The organism is Cupriavidus sp. 05T313 (assembly GCF_056396665.1).
This window is the reverse complement of sequence record NZ_JBFTLX010000038.1, coordinates 48,752-55,687: the sequence shown is the minus strand read 5'-3', so window position 1 is coordinate 55,687 and position 6,936 is coordinate 48,752. Positions and strand designations below refer to the sequence as shown.

Here is a 6,936-nt window from a genome sequence, read left to right as displayed (position 1 = left end):
TTTCATCCGTGCAACATGCAGCTCCGTGAGCTCGCAAAAAAAGATGCCCTACGATCACACCATGCAGGTTGAAATGTGTTATCAGCCACTCCGCCCCAACAGACTGGCCGGCCGGGGCGGACGGGCGTCGACAGACTGACAGCTTCCGGCTTCGGCGTGAACCCTCCCCCTCCACAAGCGGGGATATGCGACAGCTTTCGCCGCGCCGGCCCGCGACGCAGGCCGGCAGGTCCGGGGCGCAACGCGAGTTGTCCCGACATTTAGCGTTTGCATGGAATTTATGCTTGCTTCTATAAAACAAGGAGCGAAATAAGCGGCTCCCTTGTGTATTTTTTCCCCGCATACGGGGATTGACATTCATGCCTGCGGACAACGAACCGCGGCGGCGCGGCGTATTCTAAAGGCCTGAGCCCGCAACCCGCCGCTGCGGCCAGGACGCATTGCACTTCCAGCCGGCGCGGCAAAGCCAGGATCTTTTTCGGAGCCGTCCGCCGACCGAACAGGAGAATGCCATGTCCGAGCGCAAGCCAGCCGCCACCCGGATCGAAAAGGACAGCCTTGGCGACGTGCCGGTGCCGGCCGGGCACCTGTGGGGGGCGCAGACCGAGCGTTCGCGCCAGAACTTCCGCATCGGCACCGAGAAAATGCCGCCGGCGCTGATCGAAGCTTTTGCCATCCTCAAGCTCTGCGCGGCCCGCGCCAACCGCGAACTGGGCGTGCTCAAGCCCGAACTGGCCCATGCCATCGAACAGGCGGCGCAGGAGGTCATCGCCGGCAAATGGCCGGACGAATTCCCGCTCTCGGTCTGGCAGACGGGTTCCGGCACCCAGACCAACATGAACCTGAACGAGGTGATTGCCAACCGTGCGATCCAGCTGCTCGGCGGCGAGCCGGGCTCAAGGAAGCCGGTGCATCCCAACGATCACGTCAACGCCAGCCAGTCTTCCAACGACAGCTTTCCCACCGCGATGCATATCGCCGCCGCCCGCACGATCCAGTTGCTGTTGCTGCCTGCGCTGGAGACCTTGCGGCAGGCTTTCGGGCGCAAGGTGGACGCCTTCGCCGACATCGTCAAAGTGGGCCGCACGCACTTGCAGGACGCCGTGCCGCTGACGCTCGGCCAGGAATTCTCCGGCTACGAGGCCCAGGTGGGCGATGCCCAGTCGCGCCTGCAGCATGCCATGCTGCGCGCCATGCCGGTGCCCCAGGGCGGCACGGCGGTGGGCACCGGACTCAATGCGCCGCATGGCTTTGCCGCCGTGTTCGCGCGCGCGCTGGCCGACTTCACCGGCCTGCCGTTCGAGCCCGCGCCCAACCGGTACGCGTTGCAGGCCTCGCACGATGCGCTGGCCGACCTGTCGGGCGCGCTCAACACCACGGCGTCGTCCTTCCTGAAGATCGCGCGCGATTTCATGCTGCTTGGGTCCGGCCCGCGCGCCGGTCTTGCCGAACTGGTGCTGCCGGCCAACGAACCGGGCTCCTCGATCATGCCGGGGAAGGTCAACCCGACCCAGGCCGAAGCGCTGGCCATGGTGTGCTGCCGGGTGATCGGCAACCATACCGCCATCACGCTGGCCAACGGGCTTGGCACGCTGGAGCTCAACGCCTACAAACCGGTGATTGCGTACAGCCTGCTGCAATCGGTCACGTTGCTGGCCGACGCCACCGCGAGCTTTGCCACGCACATGGTGGAAGGCGTGGAACCGGATCGCGAGCGCATCGCCGAACTGCTGGCGCGCTCGCTGATGCCAGTAACCGCGCTCAATCCGCACATCGGCTACGACCGCGCCGCCGAGATTGCCAGCCTGGCGGTCAGGCGGAACCTGTCGCTGCGCGAGGCGGCACTGGCGTCGGGCCATGTTACCGAGGCCCAGTTCGAAGCATGGATAGACCTGAGCGGGATGACGCAGGAAACCTGAGGTGCCACGCCGCCCATGCGCCCCGTCCGGTGCAAAGTGCCCGGCTATCGTGGCGAAATCAGGCCGGCCCGCCGGCTCAGCGCTGCCCCATTTCGCACACGGCGCAGACGGCCACGGCAGCGCCACAGGTGAACACCAGCATCACCAGGACCACCAAGGCGTCGACAAAGCTCATGCTGCCTGGCGAACCCACGCCGACCAGCCGCCAGCAGATCCAGGCAATCCAGCCCAGCGCCGCGAGGGCACTGCAGACCGCCACGGCCACGCCGGCCCGGTGCGTCAGCCGGCGCCAGGTGGCGGCCGGCACGCGACTGCTTTCGCTCTCGTTTTGGTTTTCGCTTTCGTGATGGGATATGACGGTCTGCATCCGGAGTCTCCTTAGCCAAACCTGCCGCCTGGATAAACCATGCCTGGACCGGCATCACATGCGCCTGAGAGGAACCCCGCGCGGCAGGTAGCGCGCCGGGCCTTGAGGACACATTGGCCGATACGCCTGGGGTACCGTCCGAGGGGAAGTATGGTGCGGCGAATGCCGAGCCGCCATAGGTAACTGTCTGACACAGCCGCACGATCCGGTCCGGCGTGCCGGAATGCAAAAGCGTACCCGTTTCTGCGCACCTGCAAACGCGCCCGCAAGCGCCGGAAAAGCGTCTTGCCGACGGTCGGCGCGCCGGTCCGGCCAGGCCTACTTGCCCGCCGCCTTCTGGCGATAGCGTGCGAGTTCGGCGCCCAGCCAGGGGCCGCTCTCCACCGGCTGCGCCTGGCCGCACTTCACCAGGTAGGGCTTGCCGCTGACGCTGCTCTTGCTAGCCCCCAGCTCGATGAAGCGTTCGCTAGTGGTGACGGCGCCCTTGTCGGCGAGGTAGTCGTATTTCTTCTTCAGGTGAGCGGCCGCGTCTGGCGCGGAATACCAGCTGCCGTTGCGGTTGAACTGGCAATTCGAGCCGGCGAGATAGGAGAACAGGTGGCTCACCTCAGCCTGCGTCGCAGGGGACGGCGCGGCCGCCGCCGCGGGGGCGGCCGGGATCGCCAGAGCAGTGGCTAACAACAAGGCAGACAGGAAGGCAGGTTTCATTGGGGGACCAGGAAGTCGCATCCGCCGCATTAGAACGGCATTCCTCAACCACTTCAAGTCATGCCGGGCCGTCCCGGCGGCAAAGCGTACCCGTTTCTGCGTGCGTTCGGCGCCTCGGTGCGAGGCTCAGCCGATGGCGCCGCCGCCATCCACCAGCACCGTCGAACCCGTCGCAAACCCCGTACCGGCCAGGTAGAGGATGGCCTGCGCCACATCCTCGGGCTGGCCGATGCGCTGCGCCGGCAGGCGCGCGGCCACGCTCTCGTACATGGCCTGGCGCGCGGCGCCGTCGAGCTTGTCCCACAACGGCGTGGCGATCAGGCCCGGAGACACGGTATTGACGCGCACCGGCGACAACTCCAGCGCCAGCCCGCGGCCCAGCGCGTCCAGCGCGGCATTGATCGCACCCTGCAGCACCGAGGCCTTGCTCGGGCGCACGCCCAGGAAGCCGGACACCATCGTCAGCGAGCCCCGCGCGCGAATCGGCACTGCGCGCGCCACGCGGTAGGCGCCCCAAAACTTGCTGTCCATCGCGGCATAAGCGTCGGCCAGCGGCAACTGGCGCACCGGGCCGGTCGGCGTTTGCGCGGCGGAGATCACCACGTGGTCCCACGGTTCGGCGGTGCTCATGAATTGCGCCACGCTGGCGTCGTCGGTGATGTCCAGCGACCGATGAGGGAGAAGGGAAGGCCTCCTCCGTTCCGGTCATTATGATCATGCGGCGCCGTCCGATCATCCACCCTGGATTGGAAGCACTCTTGGCGGAAATTTGATAATCGGCCCCCATCCGCCCCGCGCCGGCAAGCCTGGCGCAGCGCCGCTACAATGCCGCGGTGCAGCTTAGGCCCCGCCCCTGGAGCCAGCCGCCCTCTTTCCGCCCGTCGCCGGCGGTCCCAGAACATCCCGCCCAACATGAAGCCGCTCCTGCTCGTCCTCAGCCACGTCAGCACCGAACACCTTTCCTGGATTGCCGAACAATACGAGGTACGCTACGCGCCCRACAGCGCCAGCCGCACCACCCAGATCAAGGAGACCGGCGCCAGCGTACGCGCGGTGCTGACGATCGGCTCGGCGGGCCTAACCGCCGCCGAAATCGACGCCATGCCCGCGCTGGAGCTGGTGTGCGCGCTGGGCGCCGGCTACGAGAACATCGCCGTGGCCCATGCGCGGGCGCGCGGCATCACGGTCGCCAACGGCGCCGGCACCAACGACAGCTGCGTGGCGGACCACGCCATGGCGCTGCTGCTGGCCAGCGTGCGCGCCATACCGGTGCTGGACCAGGCCACCCGCGCCGGCAAGTGGCGCACCGCGTTGCCGCTGCGCCCCAATGTGTCGGGCAAGCGCCTGGGCATCCTTGGCCTGGGCACCATCGGGCGGCGCATCGCGCAGCGCGGGCTGGGCTTCGACCTGGAAGTGGGCTATCACAACCGCACGCCGCGCGGCGATGCGCCGTTCCGCTATTTCGATACGCCTGGCGCGCTGGCCGAATGGGCCGACTACCTGGTGATCGCAACGCCCGGCGGCTCCGGCACCCGGCACCTGGTCGACGCCGGGGTGCTGGCCCGGCTCGGCCCGGGCGGCTTCGTGGTCAATATCGCGCGCGGCAGCGTGCTCGACACCGCGGCACTGGCCGACGCCCTGCGCGCAGGCAAGCTCGGCGGCGCCGGGCTCGACGTGTACGAGACCGAGCCCGAGCCGCCGGCCGAATTGTTCGACTGCCCCAATGTGGTCCTGACCCCGCACATGGCGGGCTGGTCGCCGCAAGCCATCGCGGCATCGGTGCGGCAGTTCCTGGAGAACAGCCGGCTGCACTTTGCCGGGGAGCCGGTACTCACGCCGGTAGGCTGATACGGGAGGCGGCGYGATTCAGCCCGCGGGAAATTCCACCCGTACGCGCAGCCCCGGCGCCGCGTCTTCCAGCGCGACGCGCGCGCCGTGCGATTGCGCGATCTCCGCCACAATGGCCAGACCCAGCCCGCTGCCTCCGGTGGGGGCTTCCGGCACACGGTAGAAGCGGTCGAACACGCGCGCGCGCTCGGCGGCCGGAATCCCCGGACCGTCATCGCGCACCACGAGTTGCACCGTGTCCGCGGCCGCGCCGGCCGCCACGGCCTTCACGCGGCAGGCCTGCACATCGATCTTGCCGCCGGCCGGCACGTAGCGCAGCGCGTTGTCGACCAGGTTGGTCAGCAGGATGCGCAGCGCATCCGCATCGCCGCGCACGATAGCCGGCCCGGCATCCGCGCCGGCATCCAGCCCCAGGTCGATCTGGCGATCGAGCGCGGCCTGGGTCATCTCGGCCACCACGTCTTGCGCCAGCGCGCGCAGGTCCACCGGCTCATGCGGCGGCGCCGCGGCGCCTGGCTCCTGGCGCGCCAGCGTCAACAACTGGGCCACCAGATGCGTCAACCGCTCCAGCCCCTGACGCAGCTTGCGCACGGCCTCCTGGCGTGCCTCGGCCGTGTCGGCGCGCTCCACCAGCTGGGCTTGCAGTTGCAGCGCCGCAAGCGGCGTGCGCAGCGCGTGCGCGGCGTCGGCGACGAAGGCACGCTGGGTATCAATGGCGTGCGACAGCCGCGCCAGCAACTGGTTGAGCGCCTCGGTCAGGGGCGCTATCTCGTCGGGCATGCTGCTGACGGCCAGCGGCGCCAGAGCATTGATGTCGCGCTGTCGCACCCCGGCGGCGATCTCCCGCAAGGGCCGCAAGCCACGCCCCACGGCAAGCCAGACCACCCAGCCGATCAGCGGCAGCAGCAACAGCAACGGCGCCACAGTACGCAACGCCATGCGCGCGGCCACCTGGCTGCGCGCCGACATGGGCTGGGCGATCTGCACCACGGCAGGCCCGAGCTGCACGCTGTAGATGCGCCATTCGCCTTCGTCGGTCCTGACATTAGAGAAGCCCAGCTCGGCCCGCGGCGGCAGGGCCGGATGCGTGTGCGAGAGATAGAGGCTGCGCCCCGAGCCGTCCCAGATATGGATCACCACGTCCTCGTCCGCATGGAACAGGCTGCCGCCGGGCGGCTCCGGCGGCGTAAACAACGGCGTGACCGGATTGGCGAACTGGCTGGGCAGCGCGGCGGCTACCTGCTTCATCTGGTAATCGAACAGCGCATTGGCTTCTTGCCGGGCCTGGCCATAGATCAGCAAGGTGGCAATGGCAATGCCGGCCAGCAGGCCCAGCGCCAGCCACCACAGCAGGGTTCTCTGGATGGAACGCATCAGCCCGCGCTCCCGGACGAAGACGGCGCGCCGTCCTCCAGCTTCGGCACCACATAGCCCACGCCGCGGATATTGCGGATCAGCGCCGCGCCGAATTTCTTGCGCAGCGCGTGGATGTAGACCTCCACCGTGTTGCTGCCCACTTCGTCGCCCCAGCCGTACAGGCGCTCTTCGAGCTGCGCCACCGACCACACCTTGCCGGGCCGCGCCAGCAGCGCGGACAGCAAGCCGAACTCGCGCGCCGACAAGCGCACCGGCTCGCCGTCGAGCGTGACTTCGCGGGTGACGGGGTTGATCACGATGCCGCCATAGCGCAGCAGCGGCTCCGCGCGGCCTTCGGCGCGGCGCATCAGCGCATGCATGCGCGCGGCCAGTTCCTGCAGGTCGAAGGGCTTGACGAGGTAATCGTCGGCGCCGGCATTGAGGCCCGCGACGCGATCGGCCACCGCGTCGCGCGCGGTCAGGATCAGCACCGGCGTGTTCACGCCACGCGCGCGCAGCGCGGCCAGCACCTCCAGGCCGGAGCGGCGGGGCAGGCCGAGATCGAGCAGGATCAGCGCGTAGCAGGCTTCGCCGTCCGGTCCGCCCGACTGGGTGGCGGCGGCAAGGCCAGCCTCGCCATCCTGTACCCAGTCCACCGCGAAGCCTTCCTGGCGCAGCGCCAGCTTCACGCTATCGCCGATCATGGCGTCGTCTTCCACCAGCAGCACTCGCRTTGTC

Annotated in this window: 6 protein-coding genes and 1 pseudogene; 2 read left to right on the top strand and 5 right to left on the bottom strand. The window is 68.6% G+C overall.

The genetic code is table 11. From position 1 onward, the window contains the following. Positions 1 to 512 precede the first annotated feature (512 nt). The gene (locus AC1DKD_RS11810) at positions 513 to 1,919 is read left to right on the top strand and encodes a class II fumarate hydratase (RefSeq protein WP_441636579.1); all 1,407 of its coding nucleotides are present in this window, start codon (positions 513 to 515) and stop codon (positions 1,917 to 1,919) included. Positions 1,920 to 1,995: 76 nt separating this feature from the next. Here AC1DKD_RS11810 and AC1DKD_RS11805 read toward each other — a convergent pair whose 3' ends face one another. From AC1DKD_RS11805 to AC1DKD_RS11795, 3 genes and pseudogenes are all read right to left on the bottom strand, one after another. Beyond that, positions 1,996 to 2,286: a hypothetical protein gene (locus AC1DKD_RS11805; protein WP_441636581.1), complete on the bottom strand. Its 291-nt coding sequence runs from the start codon at positions 2,284 to 2,286 to the stop codon at positions 1,996 to 1,998. 318 nt (positions 2,287 to 2,604) lie between these two features. Then, positions 2,605 to 2,994 (bottom strand): YfeK family protein, encoded by a 390-nt coding sequence (locus AC1DKD_RS11800; RefSeq protein ID WP_441636583.1) that lies wholly within the window; start codon positions 2,992 to 2,994, stop codon positions 2,605 to 2,607. A 126-nt stretch (positions 2,995 to 3,120) separates the two neighbouring features. Next, a pseudogene (locus AC1DKD_RS11795) lies at positions 3,121 to 3,660 on the bottom strand (SDR family oxidoreductase); the annotation flags it as partial. 246 nt (positions 3,661 to 3,906) lie between these two features. Between AC1DKD_RS11795 and AC1DKD_RS11790 the strand changes: the two are divergent. Continuing rightward, complete coding sequence (locus tag AC1DKD_RS11790) at positions 3,907 to 4,842, top strand: 2-hydroxyacid dehydrogenase (RefSeq protein ID WP_477143307.1); 936 nt, start codon at positions 3,907 to 3,909, stop codon at positions 4,840 to 4,842. A gap of 18 nt (positions 4,843 to 4,860) precedes the next feature. Here AC1DKD_RS11790 and AC1DKD_RS11785 read toward each other — a convergent pair whose 3' ends face one another. Together AC1DKD_RS11785 and AC1DKD_RS11780 are read right to left on the bottom strand one after the other, a co-directional pair. Beyond that, a complete protein-coding gene (locus tag AC1DKD_RS11785; protein ID WP_441636589.1) occupies positions 4,861 to 6,216 on the bottom strand; it encodes an ATP-binding protein in 1,356 nt (451 codons plus the stop codon). Continuing rightward, positions 6,216 to 6,926, bottom strand: coding sequence for a response regulator transcription factor (locus tag AC1DKD_RS11780; RefSeq protein WP_477143306.1), 711 nt, complete (start codon positions 6,924 to 6,926; stop codon positions 6,216 to 6,218). Before AC1DKD_RS11780 ends, AC1DKD_RS11785 begins: the two co-directional genes overlap by 1 nt. Positions 6,927 to 6,936: the final 10 nt, after the last annotated feature.

What these genes read in the sequence shown, in the direction of transcription:
- AC1DKD_RS11810 (WP_441636579.1), top strand. Translation starts at nt 513, where the DNA reads ATGTCCGAGCGCAAGCCAGCCGCCACCCGGATCGAAAAGGACAGCCTT.
- AC1DKD_RS11805 (WP_441636581.1), bottom strand. Translation starts at nt 2,286, where the DNA reads ATGCAGACCGTCATATCCCATCACGAAAGCGAAAACCAAAACGAGAGC.
- AC1DKD_RS11800 (WP_441636583.1), bottom strand. Translation starts at nt 2,994, where the DNA reads ATGAAACCTGCCTTCCTGTCTGCCTTGTTGTTAGCCACTGCTCTGGCG.
- AC1DKD_RS11785 (WP_441636589.1), bottom strand. Translation starts at nt 6,216, where the DNA reads ATGCGTTCCATCCAGAGAACCCTGCTGTGGTGGCTGGCGCTGGGCCTG.